General features: G+C 37.7%; 15 protein-coding genes. 9 read left to right on the top strand and 6 right to left on the bottom strand.

Going from position 1 to position 24,928, the window contains the following annotated elements; all coding sequences use genetic code 11:
- Positions 1-99: 99 nt before the first annotated feature.
- Positions 100-462 carry a fasciclin domain-containing protein gene (locus tag ABXT67_RS06365; RefSeq protein WP_415376439.1) on the bottom strand — a complete coding sequence of 121 codons (363 nt, stop codon included), beginning with the start codon at positions 460-462 and terminating at the stop codon, positions 100-102.
- 514 nt (positions 463-976) lie between these two features.
- Between ABXT67_RS06365 and ABXT67_RS06360 the strand changes: the two genes are divergently transcribed.
- Positions 977-8,311: a T9SS type A sorting domain-containing protein gene (locus ABXT67_RS06360; RefSeq protein WP_415376438.1), complete on the top strand. Its 7,335-nt coding sequence runs from the start codon at positions 977-979 to the stop codon at positions 8,309-8,311.
- Between the two features lie 180 nt (positions 8,312-8,491).
- Here ABXT67_RS06360 and ABXT67_RS06355 read toward each other — a convergent pair whose 3' ends face one another.
- Positions 8,492-8,884, bottom strand: a complete 393-nt coding sequence (locus tag ABXT67_RS06355; protein WP_415375764.1) for an acyl-CoA thioesterase — start codon at positions 8,882-8,884, stop codon at positions 8,492-8,494.
- 804 nt (positions 8,885-9,688) lie between these two features.
- On the opposite strand from ABXT67_RS06355, the gene ABXT67_RS06350 reads away from it, so the two are divergent.
- The 4 genes from ABXT67_RS06350 (at position 9,689) to ABXT67_RS06335 (ending at position 12,590) form a co-directional block, all read left to right on the top strand.
- Positions 9,689-10,954 carry an ice-binding family protein gene (locus ABXT67_RS06350; RefSeq protein ID WP_415376437.1) on the top strand — a complete coding sequence of 422 codons (1,266 nt, stop codon included), beginning with the start codon at positions 9,689-9,691 and terminating at the stop codon, positions 10,952-10,954.
- Between the two features lie 292 nt (positions 10,955-11,246).
- Complete coding sequence (locus ABXT67_RS06345) at positions 11,247-11,528, top strand: T9SS type A sorting domain-containing protein (protein ID WP_415376436.1); 282 nt, start codon at positions 11,247-11,249, stop codon at positions 11,526-11,528.
- 46 nt (positions 11,529-11,574) lie between these two features.
- The gene (locus ABXT67_RS06340) at positions 11,575-11,901 is read left to right on the top strand and encodes a hypothetical protein (protein WP_415376435.1); all 327 of its coding nucleotides are present in this window, start codon (positions 11,575-11,577) and stop codon (positions 11,899-11,901) included.
- A gap of 332 nt (positions 11,902-12,233) precedes the next feature.
- Positions 12,234-12,590, top strand: a complete 357-nt coding sequence (locus ABXT67_RS06335; protein ID WP_415376434.1) for a hypothetical protein — start codon at positions 12,234-12,236, stop codon at positions 12,588-12,590.
- A gap of 134 nt (positions 12,591-12,724) precedes the next feature.
- On the opposite strand, the gene ABXT67_RS06330 is transcribed toward ABXT67_RS06335, so the two are convergent.
- Entirely contained in the window at positions 12,725-13,186 is a 462-nt protein-coding gene (locus ABXT67_RS06330) for a CBS domain-containing protein (RefSeq protein WP_415376433.1), read from the bottom strand.
- 138 nt (positions 13,187-13,324) lie between these two features.
- On the opposite strand from ABXT67_RS06330, the gene ABXT67_RS06325 reads away from it, so the two are divergent.
- Together ABXT67_RS06325 and ABXT67_RS06320 are read left to right on the top strand one after the other, a co-directional pair.
- Complete coding sequence (locus ABXT67_RS06325) at positions 13,325-15,670, top strand: M20/M25/M40 family metallo-hydrolase (RefSeq protein ID WP_415376432.1); 2,346 nt, start codon at positions 13,325-13,327, stop codon at positions 15,668-15,670.
- 27 nt (positions 15,671-15,697) lie between these two features.
- Entirely contained in the window at positions 15,698-16,501 is an 804-nt protein-coding gene (locus tag ABXT67_RS06320) for an SDR family NAD(P)-dependent oxidoreductase (protein ID WP_415376431.1), read from the top strand.
- Between the two features lie 173 nt (positions 16,502-16,674).
- Here the strand turns inward: ABXT67_RS06320 and ABXT67_RS06315 are convergent, their stop codons facing one another.
- Both ABXT67_RS06315 and ABXT67_RS06310 read right to left on the bottom strand, forming a co-directional pair.
- Positions 16,675-18,729 carry a M13 family metallopeptidase gene (locus ABXT67_RS06315; protein ID WP_415376430.1) on the bottom strand — a complete coding sequence of 685 codons (2,055 nt, stop codon included), beginning with the start codon at positions 18,727-18,729 and terminating at the stop codon, positions 16,675-16,677.
- 51 nt (positions 18,730-18,780) lie between these two features.
- A complete protein-coding gene (locus ABXT67_RS06310; RefSeq protein ID WP_415376429.1) occupies positions 18,781-19,380 on the bottom strand; it encodes a hypothetical protein in 600 nt (199 codons plus the stop codon).
- Positions 19,381-19,575: 195 nt separating this feature from the next.
- Here ABXT67_RS06310 and ABXT67_RS06305 point away from each other — a divergent pair, with 195 nt between their 5' ends.
- Together ABXT67_RS06305 and ABXT67_RS06300 are read left to right on the top strand one after the other, a co-directional pair.
- A complete protein-coding gene (locus tag ABXT67_RS06305; protein WP_415376428.1) occupies positions 19,576-20,523 on the top strand; it encodes an NAD-dependent epimerase/dehydratase family protein in 948 nt (315 codons plus the stop codon).
- Positions 20,524-21,438: 915 nt separating this feature from the next.
- Positions 21,439-22,719, top strand: coding sequence for a T9SS type A sorting domain-containing protein (locus ABXT67_RS06300; protein WP_415376427.1), 1,281 nt, complete (start codon positions 21,439-21,441; stop codon positions 22,717-22,719).
- Positions 22,720-23,251: 532 nt separating this feature from the next.
- Here ABXT67_RS06300 and ABXT67_RS06295 read toward each other — a convergent pair.
- Positions 23,252-24,844: a PfaD family polyunsaturated fatty acid/polyketide biosynthesis protein gene (locus ABXT67_RS06295; protein WP_415376426.1), complete on the bottom strand. Its 1,593-nt coding sequence runs from the start codon at positions 24,842-24,844 to the stop codon at positions 23,252-23,254.
- Positions 24,845-24,928: the final 84 nt, after the last annotated feature.

Raw genomic sequence — 24,928 nt, 5'->3', positions numbered from 1 at the left:
GGAAAAATCTACCTCCACGGAAGCTGGCTCCTTTGTTTTTTTTGGTCGTGTATTTCCGTATCGTTGCAGTAATTTCGCTGTAATTTCCATTTGAGTCTTTTATCCAAATTCTGGCATACCATTGCCTTTTTTTAAACCAGCGACAACATCAGTTGTAGTTATTTTCCCTGACACTAAATGATACGTTAAGATATTCGCTAATACTTTTTTATTTTTTTCTTCCAATAGAGAGCTCAAAGCTTTCGAATCAATTTTAGCGAAGGCGGCGTTTGTTGGAGCAAAAACTGTAAATGGTCCATATACCTGTAAGGTACCAACTAAATCGGCAGTTGTTAAAACCGCAACTAGAGTTGAAAAATCTTCATTACCAACTGCGACATCTACTATCTTTTCTTGTACTGTAGCATTTTTAGATAGGGCTACAGTTATTGTAATTGTTACAACAAGAATTAATTTTTTCATAATTTATAGTTTTAAATATTAAATATATTGGCAGATAGATGCTAAATATTTTTGTTTTGTCCAATGTTATACTATGTTTGTCAAACAAAATAAATGACAATGTTCGGGTTATTTGAAAAAAATTACAAGTTGAAAAACTTAATTTAAGGTATAAAAAGCTTCTTGAGGAAGCATAGAGTTTATCTGCAATTAACCGTAAGATAATTGATTCTAAAATGTCCGAGGCAAATGATATTTTAAAAAAAATTGATCAGAGTTATTGAAGTTGAAATATTTGAACTCATTAAATTTTATTCTATATTATGAATGATATAGTAGCAATGCAATTCTTAGAAAGCACCTAAATGAAGAACTTAATCGTAGGTATTTTGGTGAAATAATGTTTGATAATCTTGTGATAGCAACAATTACAGGGACATGACTAATTACGAATACATAAAACAGTTTTGATATGTACTATTTTCAATCCTTTTTTTTTAAATTATTATTTAAAACACATTTTAAATCCTGCAGTATGAAACAGAAATATTTTTTTAGAGTCCAATGCGTGTGCCTATTTTTTTTCAACAACTACAATTTTAAACGATTTCATAATTTAGGAAAGAAATTTATTCTTTCGATGCTATTTGTTATGTTAGCGCTGCAAGTTTCAGGTCAACATCGATTTAGAGGTTTAGGACCAAACGATTCAGGTGGATCTGGTTTTAAATCAATAGCAACAAATTCTGTCATAGTGGTTAGTAATAATGCAACTGGAACTACTAATGGTTCTGTTGGATCAGATTTACACTCAACGAGTACTACCCTTGGTGGTACTACTACAATTATTTTAAAAGCTGATGGAGTTTATGCAACATCGTTTGATGTAAATAATCTAAGTATAAGTAATTATATAGATGTATCTGATACACCAGCAAACTATACTGTTAATACAAAAATAGTATTTAAAGATGCTGCAGGAACAATCATTCGAACCATGACATTAAATGCTACTAAATCTTTACCAGGGATTGCAACTTCAATTGGTGATTTTTTTGACTATCAAAGTCCATTACCAGTAACCGGTGTCTCATCAATTGAAATCACTATTAATCCATCAACAGTATCAGTTGATGCATTTACAATAGAAGAAATATCATTAAGTAATATAGTTTCTGGAGCTGTACCTTCTGGGGCAGCAACCTTAGATTTTAATAGTTTAGGATTATCAAATAATGATCTGCTTGCCAAAGAAGCAGCCTTTGGACCTTTAAATTTTTATACAAACTCACCGAACGCTGATGATTTAATTATGTATAACTCTAATGAAGGTGCGGGAGGTACAGCAGCTTTGTATGATAATAATGGTAACATTGGAGATATTACCAAATGGATTATAAGTCGTCATGATGGAAGTGAATTTGCCCTCACAAGTATTTATTTGATAAATTCTTTGTTTGGGTCTGATGATGGAACTTTGAAAGCTTATAAAGATGGTGTTCAAGTAGGCGCTACTGTTAATGCTAATTTTAATGGAAATCAAACCCTCAATTCAGATTTCCAAGATATTGATGAATTTTGGATTCAAGGAGTAGATTTAAATCTATTTATAGATGATGTAGCATATAATATTCCTTCATCAAGTGTTATACCTACAGTAATAACAACTGCGGCAAGCTCTATAGCAGCAACTGCTGCTACCTTAGCAGGAAACATAACTGCTGATGGGGGTGCTTTGGTTACTGAAAGAGGAATTGTATATTCAATTACTTCAACAAATTCAAACCCAATAATTAGTGGAACTGGAGTTACTAAAGATACGAATGGAACTGGAACTGGAGTGTTTTCTGAATCGATTACGGGCTTAGCTTCTGGGACACAATACTCTTTTAAAGCATATGCAATTAATAGTGTAGGTATAAGTTATGGAACTGTGCAAAATTTTACCGCAATTAAAGCAAATCAAACAATTACTTTTGGGACCTTAACTGGTAAGACTTTTGGAGATGATTCTTTCGAATTGACAGGAACTGCTAGTTCTAGTTTAGCGCTTACCTATACAAGTTCGAATACTGCTGTAGCTACCGTTTCTGGAACTACCGTAACGATAGTTGCTGCGGGAGCAACAAACATTACCGCTTCTCAAACAGGAAATGCGAATTACGATGCAGCTACTGATGTTAGTCAAGCATTGACAGTAGGACAAGCAAATCAAACAATTACTTTTGGGACCTTAACAAGTAATTGTTTTGGAGATGCGCCTTTCGAATTGACAGGAACTGCAAGTTCTGGTTTAACGCTTACCTATACAAGCTCGAATACTGCTGTAGCTACTGTATCTGGAACTACTGTAACGATACTTGCTGCGGGAGCAACAGACATTATCGCTTCTCAAACAGGAAATGCGAATTACAATGCCGCGGCTAATGTAAATCAAGCATTGGTGGTTAATGCAGCTCCAACAGTAACCTTCACAGCATTAACAGATCTTTGTTTAGACGCAGGGAATCAAACTAACCAAACTGGTGGTTCACCAATAGGAGGCCTTTATTCAGGACCTGGTGTTACAGATGCAGGAAACGGAATTAACTATTCTTTCGATCCAGCTGCTGCTGGTGCAGGTACGCACACAATCACTTACAGCTTCACAGATGGCAATAGCTGTACTGGAAGTGCAAATGATAATGTAGTCGTGTTTAGTCTACCAACCGTAACCTTCGCAGCCCTAGGTGATCTTTGCCTCGATGCCGGTAATCAAACCAACCAAACTGGTGGTTCACCAGCAGGAGGCCTTTATTCAGGACCTGGTGTTACAGATGCTGGAGACGGAATCAATTACGCCTTCGATCCAGCAGCAGCTGGAGTAGGAACTCATACAATAACGTATAACTTCACAGACGGAAACGGATGTTCTGGAAGTGAAAATGACACTGTTGTAATATTCAGTTTGCCAACAGTAACCTTCACAGCACCAACTGATCTTTGTTTAGACGCAGGGAATCAAACTAACCAAACTGGTGGTTCACCAATAGGAGGCCTTTATTCAGGACCTGGTGTTACAGATACTGGAGACGGAATCAATTACGCATTCGATCCAGCAGCAGCTGGAGTAGGAACTCATACTATTACATACACTTTTACAGACGGTAATAGTTGTTCTGGAAGTGAAAATGACACTGTTGTAGTATTCGGGTTGCCAACTGTTACCTTCACTGCACCAACAGATCTTTGTTTAGACGCAGGGAATCAAACTGGTTTAGGAGGAGGACTTCCAACAGGAGGCCTTTATTCAGGACCTGGTGTTACAGATACTGGAGACGGAATCAATTACGCATTTGATCCAGCAGCAGCTGGAGTAGGAACTCATACAATTACGTATAACTTCACAGACGGAAACGGATGTTCTGGAAGTGAAAATGACACTGTTGTAGTATTCAGTTTGCCAACAGTAACCTTCACAGCATTAACTGATCTTTGTTTAGAAGCAGGGAATCAAACTAACCAAACTGGTGGTTCACCAATAGGAGGCCTTTATTCAGGACCTGGTGTTACAGATGCTGGAGACGGAATCAATTACGCATTCGATCCAGCAGCAGCTGGAGTAGGAACTCATACTATTACTTACACTTTTACAGACGGTAATAGTTGTTCTGGAAGTGAAAATGACACTGTTGTAGTATTCGGGTTGCCAACTGTTACCTTTACAGCACCAACTGATCTTTGTTTAGACGCAGGGAATCAAACTAACCAAACTGGTGGTTCACCAATAGGAGGCCTTTATTCAGGACCTGGTGTTACAGATGCTGGAGACGGAATCAATTACGCCTTCGATCCAGCAGCAGCTGGAGTAGGAACTCATACAATAACGTATAACTTCACAGACGGAAACGGATGTTCTGGAAGTGAAAATGACACTGTTGAAGTATTCCCATTGCCAACAGTAACCTTCACAGCACCAACTGATCTTTGTTTAGATGCAGGGAATCAAACTGGACTTGGTGGAGGACTTCCAACAGGAGGTGTGTACTCAGGAACAGGTGTTATCGATGATGGCAATGGAATGACTTATAGTTTTGACCCAGTAGCAGTGGGCGTTGGAGTTCATACTTTGATGTATACATTAGGAATTGCAGGATGTACAGATACTGCCTCAGACGATGTGGAAGTATTTGCATTACCCGTTGTAACATTTACCGCCCTGACAGATGTATGTATCGATGCAGGCGTACAATCAGGACTTGGAGGCGCGACACCAACAGGAGGTATTTATTCTGGATCTAGCGTTACCGATGATGGTAACGGAATGACCTATAGCTTTGATCCAGCTACTGCAGGTGTTGGAATACATATAATGACATATACTTTTACGGATGGTAATGGATGTTCAGGTTCTGCAACCGATAATGTAGAAGTCTTTGCACTTCCAACAGTTACATATACAGCTCCGGCAGATCTTTGTGTTGATGCAGGAGTGCAAGCTGGTTTAAGTGGTGGCTCTCCAACAGGAGGTGTCTACTCTGGTGCAGGTGTTACCGATAATGGCAATGGAATGACCTATAGCTTTGACCCAGCAGCAGCTGGAGTAGGAACACATACCATAACCTATGATTATACAGATGCAAATAGTTGTTCAGGTTCTGCAACCGATAATGTAGCAGTCTTTGCACTTCCAACAGTAGTATTTACGGCTCCGGCCGATCTATGTATCACTGCAGGCGTACAAGCTGGTTTAAGTGGTGGCTCTCCAACAGGAGGTGTCTACTCTGGTGCAGGTGTTACCGATAATGGCAATGGAATGACCTATAGTTTTGACCCTGCAGCAGCAGGCGCTGGTACTCATACAATAACATATACTTTTGAGGATGGCAATGGATGTTCAAGTTCAGCATCAGACGATGTAGAAGTATTTACTACACCAGTAGTAGCTTTTACGGCTCTGGCAGATGTATGTGTTGACGCAGGAGTTCAGACAGGCTTAGGCGGAGGACTCGCTTCTGGCGGTGTTTATTCTGGACCCGGTGTTACCGATGATGGCAATGGAATGACCTATAATTTTGATCCTGTAGCAGCTGGCGTTGGAATACACTCCATAACCTATACCTTGAATGATTCAGGATGCATAGGCACTGCAATGGATACTATAGAAGTATTTGATCTTCCAGTAGTAGCGTTTACCGCACCAGCAGATATCTGTATCACTGAAGGTGTACAAGCTGGTCTTGGGGGAGGAACTCCAACAGGCGGAGTATATTCTGGAACAGGCGTTACCGATGATGCAAACGGAATGACCTATAGCTTTGACCCAACAGCAGCAGGCATTGGGCCAAATACCATTAGCTACACTTTTACAAATGGAAATGGATGTACAAATTCAGCTTCTGATGATGTGGAAGTACTTGCCTTACCAATAGTAACCTTTACAGCCCCTGCAGATCTTTGTGTTAATGCAGGTGTTCAAACTGGTTTAAGTGGTGGCTCTCCAACAGGAGGTGTGTACTCAGGAACAGGTGTTACCGATGGCGGTGATGGAATGACCTATAGTTTTGATCCTGCAGTTGCAGGAGTAGGAACTCAAAGTATAAGCTATACCGCGGGAGATGTAGGCTGCACAAATACAGCAGCTGATACGGTTCAAGTATTTGGTTCTTCAATAGTAACTTTTAACGCACCGGCAGATCTATGCATCGATGCAGGTATTCAAACGGGTCTTGGTGGTGCTTTGCCAACAGGAGGAACGTATTATGGACCTGGTGTTAGCGATGATGGCAATGGGATGACCTATAGTTTTGACCCAGCAGTAGCTGGTGCAGGAGTACAAACATTGGTATACCTTGTTGGAAACATAGGTTGTTTAAGTACAGGAAACGATACGGTGGAGGTCTTTGATGCACCAACGGTCACCTTTGTAGTGCCTACTCCAAATATTTGTGTGCTCGATGTGGTTGTAACTGGCCTAGGCGGTGGAACTCCAACGGGTGGTATCTATTCTGGAATAGGTGTTAGTGATGATGGCAATGGGATGACCTTTAGCTTTGATCCAACAGCCTCTGCCCCAGTGGGAGGAAACATTCCCGTGACCTATACCTATGCCGATACGAATGGCTGTTCTAATGACACCACCGAAAACATCTTTGTTAATGATGCTATTAATTGTGATGCTTGTCAAGCCACAGCTACCTTTGGTGCTGCGGGTTGGGGTGCAGTGATGCCCAGTATTGACAACCTAGTACTCATCGAAGCAGATTATGATACGGCGCTCTTAGGTTCTTTTGAAGCCTGTAAGTTGATCGTAAATCCAGGAGCAACCCTTCGTGTTAATGCGGGGGATTATATCTTGGTAAATACAGATATTACCGTATCTGTGACGGGAAGTTTACTAGTAGAACACACCGGAAGTGTGGTACAAGTAGAAGACAGTGCGATGGTTACCAACGATGGTACCATCAACGTCAATGTGACCACCCCAGAGGTAGCTCCTAGAGACTTTATCCTCTCTGGTAGCCCAATGACTATGGAAATGCGCAATGGGGTTTATAACAACTCTTTTAGAGTCGTAAAACATTTAACGGCAGCGTTTAATCCAGACCCAGCTGTGGATGCTTTCTATATGCCTAATGTCGTGGCCAACTTTGTGGATGTTGATTTTAATGACTGGGTGTTCCATACAGGAATCATCAACCCTGGTGAAGGATATTTTGTATATCCACAAGCTAACTTAGCCGACGGAAATTCAACCTATGACTTAGTCTATGAGCAAGGAACCTTAAACAACGGAGTTATTACCTATGCAATGGAGTTTAACGGCGATGCGAATTCGAGTCCCTCTATGTTAGCCAACCCATATCCATCTGCTATTGATGCCTCCCTATTTTTAAATGCAAACCCTGAGATTGATGAAGTATATTTCTGGGAGCATATTACCGAGCCAGGGGCATTCCCAGGAGGAAATATAACTACTGAAAACTTCTCGATGGAAGACATCTCGATGTACAACCTCTCTGGAGGTATTGGAGCAGGAACACCCGCAACCAATGGGAGTACAACTCCCAATGGTATGATCGCTACCTCGCAAGGTTTTGGTGTAAAAGCGAATGCAATGGGAACCGCTATCTTTAACAATGCAATGCGGGTAACCACTGGGAACAACACCCTAAGGAATACTGTATCAGAGGGCAACAAAATCTGGTTACAGCTAGAAAATGCGCAATACAGTCTCAGCAGTGAAGTATTAATTGCCTTTATGCCAATGGCAACAGAAAGCTATGATTCAGGATATGATAGCCATCAGATTGGTAGCCTTGTATCGCTATACTCCCATTTACCAGACAATACGATGTCTTTAGGAATTCAAGGTAGAGAAGTCTTTAATAAGGAGATACAAATCCCAATGGGATATGCTTCTCAAATAGACGAGACTACCACCTTTAAAATTACCATTAAGCAACTAGAAGGAGTCGACATTGAAAACGCGACCGTATATCTAATAGATAAGGCTACAAGAACCATTACCAACCTTACTAAAGAAGGGGCCTATAAATTTAGAAGTCGAAAAGGAAACTTCCCAAATAGGTTTACACTTCAGTTTATGGCCTATGATAGATTTGGAAGAATACTAGGAGATGATGCTGCTGCTATTGCCGCCATTTCTGTAGTGCCTAATCCTACCGATGGACTGTTGTTTATCAACTCCCCTAATTCAATAATCAATACCATTACCCTTACAGATATGAGAGGAAGGCTCGTGCGAAACCTAAAGAATATTGACGGGTTGAACTCCACCATCGATATCTCGGTATTAGATAGTGCTGTGTATTTCCTAAAAATTGAAACCGAAAAAGGAACCTTGGTCAGAAAGGTTATGAAGGAATAGTTTCAAGCAAAACAATTTAAAGATTAAAAAGCCGCTTTCAGTATAAAAACTAAAAGCGGCTTTTTTATGTCTTCATTCTAATAAGGATAAATCTATCTGATACTTCGTATTTGGAAGCTTTTTTAAAAGTCCTACAGCTACTTCATTTAAAAAAATAAAATCGCCATCAGATTTTAGTGTCTAATCAGCACTAAACCGATCCTTTACGTATTCAATTTCTGTTTTGCCATGAGCGCTTGGTTTTCCATTTTCGCCTAAACTTACCATAATTATAGAGTCAATAGTAATAATAACTTCTCGGGTCATTTTATTACGCACTTCGCAAGCTAAAGTTAATGAACTGTTCCCGTATTTTTTGGGCCTCAACCCTATTTCGATTATATCCCCTTTTTTTGCTGAACTTCTAAAGTTTATTTCACTCATATACTTAGTAACCGTTCGTGGATTTTCTAATTGAATAATTGCATATATCGCAGCTTCCTCATCAATCCATTCTAATAATCGCCCTCCAAATAGGGTTCCGTTTGGGTTTAAATCTTCTGGTTTTATCCATTTACGTGTGTGAAAATTCATAAACTGTAATTTTAATAGTAGAAGGTAATTATTTACGACACTTACATTTTGTGAAATGCGGGAATTCAATAGTTATATACGCGGGTTGTACTCCTGTATTTATTTTTTATAGTTTTCTTTGATTTTCTAATAAACTAAATTACCACAATTGGAATAACCAAAGGGACAATTATCCTCTTTTTTATAAACTTGCAATACCGCTTTCTATGACCTATATTAATTTAAGGTCTAAAATAGAAAATAAATATTGTAATCTATTAGTGGTCTTCCCTTAAAACCGAACTGTTCCGTTTTCTAAAGCTTCTATAAAGTTGTTCTTTTTAATTATTCCGGAGCTAGTCCCAGAAGAATTAAGTTCTGCATATTTTAGACGACACTCATAAAAAGCAGCAGAACTAACTTCGTGTTTCCAGCTAACTATCACATAATAATATCATTGACAAGCTCTTTTAAAGTTTTTCCAATCTGTTTTGTCCAAAATTCACTCTTGGTCACAACGCAGGCATTTGTGATTGGTCTGCTACTATTAAACTGTTCGGTTTTAAAGGAAAAACATATAATAAAGGACTCTTTTGCAATAACGTCAAACGAATACCTTTTAAGGATACTCAAGATATTATTTGACATTAGAAAACCTCCATTCGTCTTCACAGAAGAACCTTTGGTCTACGAGCATAATTTTTCTTTTAAGAAAAACATTTCTTTGTTAAAAGAATATTAATAATGAAAATAATAGCTGTCTGCAATCAAAAGTTAGTTTGTTGTACTATTCAAAAAATAGTGAACCCTATTAAAGTTAATCTTATGAAAATTATTTTAAAATGTTTTTTAATACAGTTTGTCTTATTTTCTTCAAGTAATCTTTATGCTCAAGTCGGAATAGGGACAACAACACCCGACCCCTCTTCTATTCTAGATCTTTCTTCCACCAGTGAAGGGCTTCTAATGCCGCGATTAACCACCTTACAAAGAGATGAAATAGTATCTCCAGCGGAGGGTTTAATGATTTACAATACTACATCAAATGATAGTCAACTAAATATTGGAAACCCCACTGCGCCTAATTGGAAAGGTGTAAAAGAGCAGGAACAGCCTACACTTAACTCTGTGGCTTTAGGAGATAAGATTAATACAACATCCACTAATTCTTTATTGGTTCCGGGCATGACATTATCTGCTAGTCCGGGTACTTATTTAGCCTTATTCAATGCTCAGATAACGGCATTATTTACTGCAGATCAAGGTGTTGCTGATCTGGATATGATATACCAAGATTTAATTGCTATAACTGCGACTAACACTGCTCACGCACTTGTTTTTGGTAATGGGGAGAATTTGCCGCCGGGTATCTACGACGTGGCTGGAGCAGTTTCAATTGCAGGCATACTTACGCTAGATGGCGAAGGAGACTCAAATTCTGTATTTATTATAAGAGGTACCGGTGCATTTACTACTGGAGCTGGGACGACTGTAAATTTGATCAATGGAGCAAGCTCCAATAATATATTCTGGATGTCTCAAGTAGCCCTATCTACTGGTGCTAACTCAACATTGAAAGGAACCTTGGTTTCTCCTGCCGGAGCGATTGGGTTGGGAGCGGGCACGAACCTTGAAGGAAGGATTTTTACAAAGTTAGGAGCATTAAGTATTGGTGCGAGTAGTATTCTTAACCAGCCAGCGGGTGATTCTTATATTGATTTAAGAAACCTTTCCTCATTTGCGATGTTTTCCTCTAGTGGTGCAGTTTCAGACGATGCAACTTCTTCGATCACTGGAGATGTTGGAACCGCATTAGGAGCACTGACAATTTTAGGCACACATTTTGGAGAACAATATCCTGCTAGTGGCTCTTCCAATAATTTAACTACTACAACTTACTGTATTTATCAAAATGGGACAGAAGTAGATAATTCTAGTAGAGCAATTAGTTCATCGAGTTCACAGGTTTCTCTCCTAGCAATGTTTACAGCGCTAACAGCAGGGGAAACCATCGAAGTGCGGTGGAAAGTTGATACTGGTGGAGCCAAGCTTGACAATAGAACACTTTCATTGTTTCGTCTTGGGCTTTAATTGCTTTCAATCTAAAATGAATAAATTCGGTATTTCTAAACAATTTTAATAGGCCTATCCGCCAATGCTCTTAGTATATATAAGGCAGTCCTATAGCCTCCAAAATAATTGGTTTTAACCTCCATAGAAAGAAATATTGTGAATCACGATGGACTCAAAACCACAAAAAAGTAGTGCCCTCTTATAGGCTCAACCCAACTAAATCGAAAGATGGACGATCCTTATTAAAGAAGGAGCCTATAAATTTAGAAGTCAAAAAGGAAACTTCCCAAATAGGTTTACACTTCAGTTTGTGGCCTATGACAGATTTGGAAGAATACTAGGAGATGATGCTGCTGCTATTGCCGCCATTTCTGTAGTGCCTAATCCTACCGATGGACTGTTGTTTATCAACTCCCCTAATTCAATAATCAATACCATTACCCTTACAGATATGAGAGGAAGGCTCGTGCGAAACCTAAAGAATATTGACGGGTTGAACTCCACCATCGATATCTCGGTATTAGATAGTGCTGTGTATTTCTTAAAAATTGAAACCGAAAAAGGAACCTTGGTCAGAAAGATTATGAAGTAATAAGGCTTCAGAGTTCATTGGAAATCAAAAAACCTGTCGCGAAAACATGACAGATTTTTTTTGTTTTGTCCAAGAAGAAAAAGCTAGCACGACCTACTCTTTAAATGGTTGGTATAAAATTGATTTTAAGAGAAAGATTGGAATATACTTTATGAAAAGTACTTTTAAAACTATTTTACTTTTAACTATCATGTGCTGGGGAGTATTTGTTTCAGCACAGGAAGGTACTTCCGAAGAAAAGAAAGAAACCAGAAATGAAGTTATTGAAGAAGGCGTTAACCAATTAATTGAAAATGAGAAAGAAGAATTTAATGAGAATCTTGAAAAAGGTAGGCTAACAGAGCCTTCCATAGGTATGACACAAACCGGATAAGAAATTCTGGATGTTTTAAATATTACAACGGGACAAAAAAACTCAAAAACGAGATGCCAATATATTTTTGAAACTACTATCACCACAAAAATTCAAGATCTTTCTAAACGCCGTCCTAAAAAACAACCGTTCACTCAAAGCTATGGCAGAGGAGCTACAATGACAGTTATAGAAAAAACGCCGGATGATCACAGCTCCTTCTTTGAAAATACTGCCCGATTTATGAGCAGATACCTATGGGAGATTATAAAGTGATAAATATGTTTGTGAATTGACTTAGGTGGTCGCACTAATAATTATTAAACTATATTTATATGCTAAAATCATTTTAATTGGAAAAAACGTGTCCAGAATGTGGCGGTAAAATACTGGGTCGTGCAGATAAAAAATTCTGTAGCGATGGCTGTCGCAATGCCCATAATAATAACCTGAACAAGGACAAAACCAACCTGCTACGCAACGTAAATAACCGCCTTAGAAAAAATTATAGGCTACTTCAAAAACTGAATGCCAAAGACAAAACCAAAGTAAAAAAAGAAACCCTACTCAAGCACGGTTTTAATTTCAATTTTTTTACAGGACAGTATGTTACTAAGACAGGATCTGTTTATTTTTATGTCTACGACCAAGGGTATCTAGCACTAGAAAACGACTGGTACTTGTTAGTAAAGGTGGATATTACTTTATAATTGATTGATAAGCACTCTTGATTACAGCAGCAAAATAAGAACTATTCATCTTTTAAATCAGCACTAAAAAGCCTAGGACGCTGAGTGATTTACTTTAAAAGTGTGTGGTGTTTTTAGAGTAAACTGTATCGAAGTTACCAATTTTGTCCTTTCAACTCCAAAGCGGCTTTCAATACATCTTTTTGGCTAATTATCCCCACTAACTTTCCATCTTTTACGATAGGGAATCTGCGACGGCGAGAGGACAGAAATTTATCGGCTGCATCAAAAACATTCATATCTCCATCAATAGTTTCGATAACAGTACCCATGTAATCTTTTACCTTAATATCTATCATTGGATAGTTATGATACCTGCTGCTACTTATTTGTTTCATACAATCACCTTCGCTAATAATCCCAACAAGTTCATTTTTTTCATTCACCACAGGACCGCCAGAAATTTTCATTTTTATGAGTATATTCATAACTTCTAAAACCGATTGGTCTGGACTAAAGATTATGAGGTTGGTACTCATGTAATCTGAAACTCTAATATTTTCAGAACTACCTTTCGTTTCTTTCGCGCGCTTTCCTCTATAACTTTTAATGGGCATAGTATGAGATTTTTATCACTTAAATGTAGACAATATATAATTGCTAAGGAGGGTTTTATGAAAATTTTATTATGTTCAAAAAAAAATAAACTTGTACTTAAAACTTGTACTTTTAAAAATTACAAACCCAACCTTCCAATGAAACATCTTAGCGCTCTCATTTCAGCAGTTATTGTTATATTGCTCATTGTATTCTCTTTTAAAAGTTTGATGCCCGATTCTGGCGCCTTACTTTCTGCTCCAACCACTGAATTTTCAGCAGAGCGTGCTTTAGTTCCGCTTCGTGAAATTGCAAAAGCACCGCACTATCACGGCACAGAAGAACACAATAGCGTTCGAGAATATTTGAGTACTGCATTAAAAAAAATAGGTTTAGAAACACAGGTACAAGCCAGTTTTGTTTTAAGCAATTCTACAAGAGGACTCATTAAACCTAAAAATATTGTCGCGCGTCTTAAAGGAACTGGTACAGGGAAGTCATTAGTACTACTTTCTCATTACGACAGCGCGCTAGTCCCCTCTCCTGGCGCTAGTGATGCTGGTAGTGGCATTGTAACCATTCTCGAAAGCTTGCGTGCCTATCTTGCTAGCGATAAAACTCCTAAAAATGATATTATTGTTCTATTTACAGATGCTGAAGAAATTGGCCTTGACGGTGCTGCACTCTTTGTGAAAGAACATCCCTGGGCAACGAATGTGGGATTGGTTTTAAATTTTGAAGCACGTGGCAGCGGCGGCCCAAGTAATATGATCGTTGAAACCAATGGCGGTAACACAAATCTTGTTAAGGCATTTTCAAATGCAGAAGTACCATATCCTGTTGCTTCCTCTTTGATGTATAGTGTTTATAAAATGCTGCCAAATGATACCGATTCTACTATTTTTAGGGAAGCGGGAGATATTGAAAGTATATTCTTCGCTTTTATTGATGATCATTATGACTATCACACCGCAAACGATACTGTTGAAAATCTCGATATAGAAAGTCTGCAGCATCAAGGAAGTTATCTTTTACCACTGCTACATTATTTTGCAGATGCAGATTTGGGAAGCTTAAAAGCTATGGAAGATAGTGTGTATGTCAATATACCCGTTGTCACCTTTATCCATTACCCTTTTTCTTGGATTTTACCTATGTTAATTATTGCTTTTGTGCTCTTTTTTATTGTGCTCTTTTACGGGGTTTCAAAACATAAAATACATATCAAAGCGGTATTAAAAGGTTTTATCCCCTTTTTAGTATCGCTTATTATTTGTGGAATCCTTGGTTTTTATGGCTGGAAATTCATCGAGAGCATATACCCACAATATGCCGAAATACAGCACGGTTTTAAATACAACGGTCATTGGTACATTTCATTTTTTGTATGTCTTTCCTTGGGAATTCTTTTCAAAGTATATTCAATATTTCTGAAAAATAACACCGTGCAGAGTTCATTGGCAGCACCTTTGTTTCTTTGGCTACTTATTAACACGGTGGTTTTTGTTTTTTTAAAAGGAGCTGCATTTTTTATCATTCCGGTTTACTTCGGAATTTTCTCGTGGTTTATTTTACTCAAATTTCAAAGTATAAGTTACATCGGGATGGCCTTATTAGCAGCACCCGCTATCTTTATTTTTGCACCCCTCATTCAATTTTTCCCCGTCGGGCTAGGATCAGACCATGTAGTAATTAGTAGTGTATTTGTGGTCTTATTATTTGGGCTACTTCTTACCTTTTTCGGTTTTTATAAGCGAAAACGTTTTTTGAGTTATCTCTTTTTTATTACTGCACTTGTATTCTTTATAATTGCGCATACAAAGAGTGATTTTAATGAAACACGCAATAAACCTAATAGTTTAGTGTACTATAAGAAAGGAGATACTAATGAAGCATTCTGGGTAAGCTATGATAAAATTTTAGACCCCTGGACCAAGCAATATTTAGGCGAAAACCCAGAAGAAGCTTCTAAATATGTACAAAGCTCTGCAGGAAGCAAATACAATACAGGGTATAGGTATGCCGCGAAAGCTCCAAGTATTGCAATTCCAGAACCAATAATTTCTTTGCTGACAGATTCAGTGAACAACGAGAATCGAGTGATTCAATTCTCCATCAAACCACAACGAGAAGTACACCAATTAATGGTGTATAGCGATACACTCAATGTTTTCAAAGAATTAAAATTGAATGGTGTTTTAGCCTCTAAAAACGACAGTGTTGGTAAAAAATTCTATTACCGAAAGAACAACCATTTACTCCGTTATTATAGGGCAGACAATGATTCTTTGACTATTGAATTTAGTCTAGACAGCAATGCCTCTATGCCTGCATTTACTCTTTTAGAATATGGGTTTGATTTGCTAGAGAACGCAGAGCTAAATGTAAATCCAAGAGATAAGACGATGATGCCAAAACCATTTGTAAATACCGATGCCATCATATTAGAACAAACGTTTAGTATAGAAGATTTAAGAATAAAGAAAAATAATTCGATTAATTAAAGTTTCCCGACTTCTCGGGTAATATATATGAAGAAAAATATTGGGATTGCTGGTTTAGGATGGTTAGGCCAACCATTGTTTCAACGTCTTGAACTATTGGGGTATACTGTTAAAGGTTCTGTTACTTCAATTACCAAAGCAACTACATTACAAAAAAAGGGAGTAAATGCCTATCCCGTAAAAATAACCGAGGAGGGCATTACTGGCGAAGTACAAGGTTTCTTAAAAAATGTAGCAACACTTATCGTTATGATTCCGCCTGGATTGCGCGGGCATACAGGAGCTGATTATGTGCTAAAAATGTCTCGTTTTCTTAGTGCCATTGAAGACTCGAATGTTGCCAATGTGGTTTTTATAAGCAGCACTTCGGTTTACGGAAGCTTACAAGGTAAGGTTACTGAAAAAACGATCCCAAAACCTGATACTGAGGCCGGCAGACAACTATTTCAAGTGGAACAGTTATTTTTTAGTTCTAAAAAATTTAAAACTTCCATCGTTCGTTTTGGAGGTCTGGTTGGTGGCAATAGGCAGCCTGTTAAATATCTCGCTGGAAGAACTGGTTTAAATGGAGGTAACGATCCTGTAAATTTAATCCATAGAAGTGATTGCATCGCAATTATTAAAGCAATCATCATTAAAGATGCCTTTGGATATGTGTTTAACGGAGTCCATCCCGAGCACCCTAAAAAAGAAATATACTACAAAGAAAAAGCAACGGAGCTTGGATTAGAGGCCCCAAATTTTGCCGAAACAACGGAGCCATCAGGAAAACAAATAGACAGCGAACTAATAGCAAAAACCCTGGGATTTGAATTTAAAGTAAGTCCTTAATTTTATAATTAATTTACCTAAACTATTTGAAGTAAACCCAAGAAAACAAGCCCTCCCAACCAATAGTTCAAAAGGGAGGTGCAAAACATTGTTTGGTCTATAACTGCAAGGTATATTCACAAAAAAGGAGCTTTTAAGAGCTCCTTTTTATATTCACAAATTTTAGATTTTGATTACCAAATACGCACCCGATTTTCTGGCGCTACATACATTGAGTCTCCTTCTTTAATATCAAATGCTTCATAAAACGAATCCACATTTTTCAGAGGTTCTGTAGCCCTCCATCTTCCTGGTGTATGAGGATCTGTTTTTACCTGTGTACGTAAACTCTCGTCACGTTGCTTTGTTCTCCATACTGTTGCCCAGCTCATGAAGAAACGTTGCTCTGCTGTAAAACCGTCAATATCCTCTGGACGACCGTTTTCTTTATAATACCGTTGTAAACCGTCATACCCTGCAAGTACCCCGCCTAGATCTCCAATGTTTTCTCCTAAGGTAAACTCACCATTTACATATACACTGTCTAAAACCTCAATACCACTATATTGATCAGCCAATGCTTTACCACGTTCTCCAAACTGCTTTAAATCTTCATCTGTCCACCAGTTTACCAAGTTACCATCTCCATCAAAACGAGCTCCACTATCGTCAAAAGCGTGCGAAATCTCGTGACCAATTACAGCTCCAATACCACCATAATTTACAGCCTCATCGGCCTTGTAATCGTAGAACGGTGGTTGTAAAATAGCTGCTGGGAATACAATTTCATTATTAAATGGATTAAAGTATGCGTTCACCGTTTGTGGAGACATACCCCACTCTGATCTATCTACTGGTTCATTAATTTCAGAAAGGTTTTTCTTGAATGACCACTCTCCTACTGCAGTAATGTTATCGTAGTAACTCTTATCTGCACTAACTTGCATCGTACTATAATCTTCCCAAGAGTCTGGATACCCTATTTTTACGGTAAACTTATCTAGTTTCTCGATGGCTTTCAACTTTGTTTCTGGACTCATCCAATCTAGATTTTTTATACGATCTTGATATGCAGCAATCACGTTTTCAATCATTATTTCTGCCTTTTCTTTCGCTTTTGGCGGAAACATTTCATCTACATATAGTTTCCCTAATGCTTCCCCTACAGTACCATTTACGATACCCAATGCGCGCTCATCTGCTGGACGTTGTTTTTTTGCACCACTTAATGTTTTGCTATAAAAATCCCAGTTTGCTTTTTCGATTTCAGTAGTCAAAGCTCCTGTTGCACTATTAAATGTAGCCCATCTTGTAACTGTTTTCCAAGTAGCTACATTATCAGCTTTCATAATATTTTGTACTCGCTCCATATATTTAGGCTGCATCACAATTAAAGTATCCACCTTTTTTTCTATACCTAAATCTTTCAAGGCTGTTTCCCAATTAATTGAAGGCACCATTTCTTGAACTTGGCTAATAGCTCTTGGATTATTAAAATTTCTAAAATCACGACTTTGTACTTTGTCCAATCTAGGCTCTGCTAATTTTGTTTCAAAAGCTAAAATAGTTTCAGCTTGAGTTCTTGCAGAGGCCTCGTTATCCCCTAAAAATTGTAACATACGCGTAATATGATCCACATATTGCCCACGAATCTCAACACTTTTAGCATCTGTATTTGTATAATAATCTCTATCAGGTAATCCCAATCCTCCTGGCGTAAGATATGCCGCATTCATAGCACTATTGCTAGGATTTGGATACGCTGCTACACCAATAAAGGGTTGAGAAACCGTGGTTGCGTTTAACGTCATTAACTTTACAAAATCATCTTTTGTTTTAACCGCAGCAATCTTATCCAGAGCAGGTTGCAAAGGTGTGGTACCTGCTTTATTGCGAGCCATTGTATCTAACTTTGTGTTAAATATTGCAATCGCTTTTGCTTGGTCTGTTCCTGCTTTATATTTCCCACTTTTATCTGCTTTATCTAAAATTCCTAGAACATCTTTATCGGTACTTTTTCGCAACACACCAAATCCCCCCCAACGCACTTGGTCGTCTGGAATCTTTGTGTTTTTCATCCAACTACCATTAACGTAATTGTAAAAGTCTTGTTTAGGGCTTACCTCAGTATCCATATTAGACAAGATGATACCCCGTTCTTCTTTTTCTAATGTTGCGGTTTTCTTGTCATCGCAAGCTGTAAAAACCAAGGCGCTTAAAGCAGCAACAAGTATTAGGTTGTCTCTCATTTTTCTAGTTTTAATTCGTATGTTAGTGTTTAATAGAGTGCAATTGTTACATCATTGCTTGCTCTTTTTGTCTTTTAATTCTGCTTTAAAGATGGAGTCTGCCTTTTTCTTTCTCAGTTCCAATTCTTGCTCTTCGTTATCTGTTCGTTGTCTATCGATCCCATCTTTTTGGAATTTCTCATTTATTTGCACAATGAGATTGTTTGTGGCGGTGTTCATTTCGGCAACAGATTCTTGTACTAAAGACGTGTCTATTTTAGTTTTATTACTCAATTGATGTAAAATCGCCGCTCTTGTTTTAGCTACTAATATTCTAGCGTAAATAGGCTGAGTATCTAAGGTATCCGGAATTCTCTTTGTTAATGAATCCAGTCTAGATAACAATAATTCGCTTCTGGTTTGGAGGCTTTTAAGATCGGTTCCGTTAATTTCAATTGCTTCAGTAGTAAAATCGGAGAAAACGGTCCAATTGTTTAAATACATTTCAGCTTCAGGAGAAATTTTAGCAAACACAATATTTTTTTTTCCGAATAATGTAACCGAAGTATTTTGTGAACCACCATTTCCATTAGCACTATTTTTTTGATCGTCACAGGAGATCGCTAGGATTAAAAAAGTACTGCAAATGATCCAATATTTATTCAACTTCATCTATTTATTATTTGAGAAATAAGAAGATAGTATGCCTAAATCGACCATTTAATATAATTTACAATTTTAAGGACATTTGATACCATAATTCAAATCGTGCACAAATATAGCATTTCTAGCTCAATTGGATTTTTTTTAAGAATGTGTTCCCGTTTGAATTCCTATATTTACGCAGTTAAAAGTTAATCCATACACATGAAAAAAAGAATATTGATCATAGGGGCTGCCGGCCAAATTGGAACAGAGCTAACCATGTATTTAAGAGGTATCTACGGAAATCATAAAGTAATTGCTAGCGATATTACCGAAGCTTCTGAAGAAATTATAAAAACAGGACCTTTTGAAATTTTGGATGCGATGGATTATGATGCGATACAAGATGTGGTGATTAATTATGAAATTACAGATGTATATTTAATGGCAGCAATGCTTTCTGCAACTGCCGAAAAATTTCCTATGAAAGCGTGGAATTTAAATATGAATTCGCTGTTCAATATTTTAAATTTAGCACGAGATGGTAAAATAGATAGAATTTTCTGGCCATCAAGTATTGCTGTTTTTGGACCTACAACGACCAAAGAAAACACGCCACAGCACAGTATTATGGAACCGTCTACGGTGTATGGGATTAGCAAACAAACTGGTGAGCGCTGGTGTGAGTACTATCATAACAAATATGGAGTTGATGTAAGAAGCGTTCGGTATCCAGGACTTATAAGTTACAAAACCCAACCTGGTGGTGGTACTACAGATTATGCGGTAGACATTTATCATAAAGCTTTAAAACACAAAAAATATATTTGTTTTTTAAACGAAGAAAATACCTTGCCTATGATGTTTATGGACGATGCCATTAGAGCTACGGTTAATATTATGTTAGCCGCTCCTGAGGATGTTAAAATAAGGAATGCATACAATTTAGCAGCCATGAGTTTTAACCCGAAACAAATTACAGAAAGCATCCAAAAACACATCCCAGATTTTAAGATTAAATACGAGCTAGATTTTCGTCAAGACATTGCAGACTCTTGGCCACAATCTATAGATGATAGCTTGGCACGCAAAGACTGGGGTTGGGAACCAGAGATTGATCTTGATGAAATGACAAAGATTATGATTGAAAATTTAAAGGGGGCGTACTAAAAACCACTGTACTTCAAGTGCGATTTTTTTTGTGCGTGTCTTAGCAGAACCGCAGAGCGTCCTGTTTCAAATAAAAATAAATGAAAACAAAATACTTGTATACTATAGTTCTATTACTGCTTGGGGGGTTCTATGTGAGCACAAAACACGCCAAACCTTAGCTGTGTTCTAGTAGAGGCCAAAACTTTTGCTGATAACAAAGAATGCGGTTTTCCAACTTCGGGCTGGTGCAAAGATGATAATGATATTTTTATTGAAGATGTGGTGGATTGTGTATTAAGCTCAGAAGGCTTTGCAAGTACCAAAATCCTTTTTAAAAATACAATCTTTGAGCAGATACACTTTTAGCTCACGAGGTGAAATAAGCGTAAAAGGAAAGGGAAACCTGGCAATGCATTTTGTGGATGCTTGAGTACCGTTTTTTGTTTAAGGAACTCCAATAATTTAGGTAGATAGACATACCCCTATTGCTATTTTAAAATCGCGTGCATCGACTTATTATATGTTATGATGCTCGAGTATCCCAAAATCAAAAATAAATTACGATTGTTATCACAGATAGGTCTTACTATAGCTACAGTTCATTCTCATGCATTTAACCTTTTCTTTAAAAGTTTGTTGCGAGAGTATACCCACAACAGCACTAACTGATGTGCGTGACGACAACATCAATGGTTTTTTAGGAATTTCCTTCTTATTAGTCATTGCTTGATTTTTAGATGTAAAACTTAGAGAAAAAGAATTCCATAAAATTTAGTTAAAAATTAAAGTGTATGGTTTTTGTATAGTGTTTTTTTTGGGAATTCGTAATTTTTACCGTTATTTTTGAGATTAATAAAATTTAGTGATTGTTACTTAAAAAATAAATCTCACTAAATTTTTCATTTAACTAATATTAATTAATACTCTTTTACAATGAAAAAAATTACTTTATTATTTCTTTTTGCTCTATTAGGTGGAGTTTTTATGCAGGGTCAAGAACTGTTAACCAATGGCAATTTCGAACAAGGCGAACTAGCTTGGTCTGGAAACGCTTTAAACGTGCAAACTGATGGTGGAAACAGTTTTAACTTCGCAAATGTAATGACGGCGGGAATGCCTTTTGACGTTAACCTTAGTAATGTTGTTGAGATTATTCAAGGAGAAACGTATACGCTTTCATTTCAAGCAGTTACAGACGCACCCGATACTCGTACGATGGTTGTAGGTATTGGACTGAACGAAGCTCCTTTTGCTGCGGCTACAGAGACAGTAACGTTAACCCCAGCCTTGCAAACATTTGAGGTTACGCTTACAGCATCTGACTTTGGAATTCCTAATAGTCGTGTATTATTTGACATGGGTGCAGACGTAGGTGTGGTCGTGATTGATAATGTATCTTTAGTTTTAGGAGGAGGAGTAGCCCCTGTTCTTCCAATAACAGCAGCTCCTACGCCTCCAAATAGACCAGTAGCGGATGTGTTTTCTCTTTTTAGTGATGCATATACTGCACAACCAAATGTAGATTTTGGAGCATTTGGTGCCGGTAGTCAAGATATTACAACCATTCAAATAGAAGGTGACAACACTCAGCAAATCAATTTTAACCAGCCAGACACTCCTTTTTTATTAGTAGATTGGGGTACTACTTTCGACGCATCAGATTTTACTCATTTCCATATGGATTATTGGATACAAACAGATTTAAATGTTGGTTTAGTTGTAAATCCTAAATGGTCTAACCACCTTGGAGATATGGGTGAAACATCTGCTTTTGGATTAACAAATCCTGTCACTACATTTGGAGAATGGGTGTCCACAGATATTCTTATTTCAGATTTTGATGCTGAAGATCCAACGCAACAACGAGATGCTTTACGTCAATTTATCATTACAGTAGCAGGTGCAGAAGCTGGAAACAGAACCTTATTCATTGATAACTTATACTTGCACAAAGCGACACTAGGTGCTGAAGATTTTTCAACGGTAGACGTTTCGGTATATCCTAACCCAACAGCAGAACTTTGGACAGTAAATGCAAGTTCTAACATCATTACTTCTGTAGCGCTGTTCGATATGGCAGGTAGAAGAGTATCAGTAGCAACTCCTAACGAGTCTACATTTGAAATTAACGCTTCAAACCTTAGCCCGGGTATTTACTTAGCGACTATTGCTACTGCGCAAGGAAATAATACGATTAGACTTATAAAGGAGTAAATGATTCGTTAATCTATGAATCATTTTTAGTTATATTTAGTCTTGTTTAAAAAAGAGGGCCATTATCGCAAGATAATGGCCCTCTTTACTTTTACTAAATTTATTATCTCAGTAGGTTGCTCTAATCTTATAAAACTAAAAAATGGTATTTACATCATCCCGCACGATCAAGTAATCGTTTTTGAAATAGCTGTAAATAATGAAAAATACGCTCTAATTTATTGTTTTAGGGTTCTTCTTTAGAACTGCACGAGCACTTTAACCGCATCCTATGTTTTCTCTTAATAGCATTGAAGGAGCTCTTTAGCCTGGTTTATACTAAGCACAACCTATGGATATTTTGGCCTTCACAAAAATAAACCGAGCAATGAAAAAGCTGAATAAAAAATAATCACCGCTTTATTTCATAAAATTGAATCCTTTAATAATCTGTATTGGTTACTTAGGTCTACACACTTTTTATTAAACTTTAAAGAGGCTACATCAATTACAGACCAAAATAGCTATTTCTATAAAATGCATCTATTTTATCTTAATGCGGGAGTGTTTTCGCAATCTCCAATTGTAATAATTCAAGTGGTAAATCCACTCCTTGGTCTTTGATGGTATTGATTCTATGTAAATAAGCAGCACCTTCTAACAAATGATTCGCTACATCAGCAACCTTTCTGTTTTTTGCTTCACTTAGATAGGAGTTTTTAGTCCATTCATTAAAGGCTCCCATTGCTGGACCACACCAAATTTGATAATCCATTACTCTATCCGGAACTCCTGCATTGGCCCAATTGGAAGAGAGGCCCAAATACCAGCGGAAAATCAAAGCCATTTTACGCTTTGGATTACCTTTTGCTTTTTCTATTTGCTCGGGATCTCTTTCCTCAAAGAAGCTTACGCAACCCTCCCACACCTGTTCCAATGTCATTTTAAAGGTCTGTTTTTCTAGTTTTAACCGTTCTTCTTCAGGAATGGCATCAATGCCTTCATATCGATTATACGTCTCGTATAATTTCTTGGCTCTTGCGCCGAACAAAGTACCCCGTTTTAAGACTTGTAATTCTACACCCAATTCAAACATATCAGAAGCTGGGGCCATCGTCACATCTGTAGAGGCTACTTTAGCGAGTAATTCTTTCACAGCATCTGAAGTTCCGGATTCTATACACGCTTGATTGATAGAACCTGTCACCAAATAAGCGGCACCCATAGCAAAAGCGGCTAGTGCAGAAGCAGGAGTCCCTATTCCTCCAGCGGCACCCACTCTAATTTGTTTCTTATAGTGGTGTTTTTTCTGAATTTCATCTCTCAATTGTAAAATGATAGGCAAAACAACAACCATAGGACGGTTGTCTGTATGACCTCCAGAATCAGCTTCCACAGTAATATCGTCTGCCATTGGTACTTTTTGAGCCAATTCATGTTGTTGCTGAGTAATTTTCCCCGTTGCTAATAACTTGTCTAAAAATTGGAGTGGAGCGGGCGACATAAAACGCTCGGCAACTTCTTTTCTAGAGATCTTGCCAATCACTTTATTGGCAATAACAATTTCGCCGTGAGCATCTAAACTCAATCCTACGGCCCTGTATTTTACAATCTGCTCTGATAAGTTCATATAAGCCGACGCTTCTACCACCTTTACACCATGTTCTATATATAGGTTTACGGCGCCCTCTTCCAAAGCTTTTTCAATAGGGCTATGGATCAGATTGCAAGCATAGGCCAGAGTAGGCAAGGCATTCTGAATAACAGCTATGGCTTCTTTAACCCGTGACGGAATCATCCCCGCAGCACCAAAGGAACCCATCATTTGGTTTTTACCTAAAGCAATCACCAAATCTGTAGAGGCAATTCCATTTGCCATAGCGCCCGCTTTATAAGCATATTTAACTTGGTAGTCTTCTTTAAACGAAGCATCCCCCAAATCTTCCGCAGTAAATGCTGGAACGATAGCTTTTAAAAACAAGCCCTTTCCTTCAGATTGAATGGTTCCAGTATTCGTAATTCCAGTGCGTCCTGATAAATCTTTCACTACATAACAAGGTATGGCAGTATCTTTTAATTTGTCAGACATCCCTTGGATATCAAATGAAATTTCTCTGGGAGAACCTATCCATTTTAAGTCAATCATTTTCTTATGTTTTGATTTTTTATATTAGTTTGAAAAAGGAGACAAGAAACAGGACGAACTCAATTGTAAACCAATCCTATTTTT

This window comes from Patiriisocius sp. Uisw_017 (genome assembly GCF_047731265.1).
Lineage (GTDB): Bacteria > Bacteroidota > Bacteroidia > Flavobacteriales > Flavobacteriaceae > Patiriisocius.
Note: the sequence above shows the minus strand (reverse complement) of the source record. Positions and strands in the feature narration are given on the sequence as shown.

What these genes read in the sequence shown, in the direction of transcription:
- ABXT67_RS06365 (WP_415376439.1), bottom strand. Translation starts at nt 462, where the DNA reads ATGAAAAAATTAATTCTTGTTGTAACAATTACAATAACTGTAGCCCTA.
- ABXT67_RS06360 (WP_415376438.1), top strand. Translation starts at nt 977, where the DNA reads ATGAAACAGAAATATTTTTTTAGAGTCCAATGCGTGTGCCTATTTTTT.
- ABXT67_RS06355 (WP_415375764.1), bottom strand. Translation starts at nt 8,884, where the DNA reads ATGAATTTTCACACACGTAAATGGATAAAACCAGAAGATTTAAACCCA.
- ABXT67_RS06350 (WP_415376437.1), top strand. Translation starts at nt 9,689, where the DNA reads ATGAAAATTATTTTAAAATGTTTTTTAATACAGTTTGTCTTATTTTCT.
- ABXT67_RS06340 (WP_415376435.1), top strand. Translation starts at nt 11,575, where the DNA reads ATGACAGATTTTTTTTGTTTTGTCCAAGAAGAAAAAGCTAGCACGACC.
- ABXT67_RS06330 (WP_415376433.1), bottom strand. Translation starts at nt 13,186, where the DNA reads ATGCCCATTAAAAGTTATAGAGGAAAGCGCGCGAAAGAAACGAAAGGT.
- ABXT67_RS06325 (WP_415376432.1), top strand. Translation starts at nt 13,325, where the DNA reads ATGAAACATCTTAGCGCTCTCATTTCAGCAGTTATTGTTATATTGCTC.
- ABXT67_RS06320 (WP_415376431.1), top strand. Translation starts at nt 15,698, where the DNA reads ATGAAGAAAAATATTGGGATTGCTGGTTTAGGATGGTTAGGCCAACCA.
- ABXT67_RS06315 (WP_415376430.1), bottom strand. Translation starts at nt 18,729, where the DNA reads ATGAGAGACAACCTAATACTTGTTGCTGCTTTAAGCGCCTTGGTTTTT.
- ABXT67_RS06310 (WP_415376429.1), bottom strand. Translation starts at nt 19,380, where the DNA reads ATGAAGTTGAATAAATATTGGATCATTTGCAGTACTTTTTTAATCCTA.
- ABXT67_RS06305 (WP_415376428.1), top strand. Translation starts at nt 19,576, where the DNA reads ATGAAAAAAAGAATATTGATCATAGGGGCTGCCGGCCAAATTGGAACA.
- ABXT67_RS06300 (WP_415376427.1), top strand. Translation starts at nt 21,439, where the DNA reads ATGAAAAAAATTACTTTATTATTTCTTTTTGCTCTATTAGGTGGAGTT.
- ABXT67_RS06295 (WP_415376426.1), bottom strand. Translation starts at nt 24,844, where the DNA reads ATGATTGACTTAAAATGGATAGGTTCTCCCAGAGAAATTTCATTTGAT.